The sequence below is a fragment of the Mycobacterium arosiense ATCC BAA-1401 = DSM 45069 genome, assembly GCF_002086125.1.
Taxonomy (GTDB): Bacteria; Actinomycetota; Actinomycetes; order Mycobacteriales; family Mycobacteriaceae; genus Mycobacterium; species Mycobacterium arosiense.
In genome coordinates this window covers 1-543 of sequence record NZ_MVHG01000241.1, presented here as the reverse complement: position 1 = coordinate 543, position 543 = coordinate 1, and the positions used below count along the sequence as shown (strand labels likewise).

1 pseudogene is annotated in these 543 nt (G+C 65.2%); it reads left to right on the top strand.

The features are described 5' to 3' along the window. A pseudogene (locus BST14_RS28295) lies at positions 1-543 on the top strand (hypothetical protein); the annotation flags it as partial.

Sequence of the window (543 nt, the reverse complement as noted above, 5' to 3'; positions counted from 1 at the left end):
CGGGCCGGCGGTGGCGCACGGTTATGTGGGCCGGGCCGCGTTGACCGCGGAACGGTTCGTGGCCAATCCTTTTGGCGGCCCGCTCGGGGTCCCTGGGACACGTATGTATCGCAGCGGGGATCTGGTGCGCTGGACGGCTGAGGGCACCCTGGATTACTTAGGTCGCGCCGATAGTCAGATCAAATTGCGCGGACAGCGCATCGAGTTGGGCGAGATCGAAAACACCCTGCTTTCCTGCCCGCAGGTCACCCAGGCCGCGGCCAGCGTGCACGAGAGCGACACCGGTCCGCATTTGATCGGCTACGTCACCTTGGGGCAGACCAGCACCGCCGATGACGACGCCGAAATCGTCGAAGAGTGGCAACACCTGTACGACGACCTGTACGACGCCGAGGTCGAGGTACCGGGATTCGGGATGGACTTCCGCGGCTGGAACAGCAGCCTGACCGGTGACCCGATTCCGCTCGAGGACATGGTGGAGTGGCGTTCGGCCACGGTGAACCGGATTCTGGCTGTGCAGCCGCGGCGGGTGTTGGAGATCGG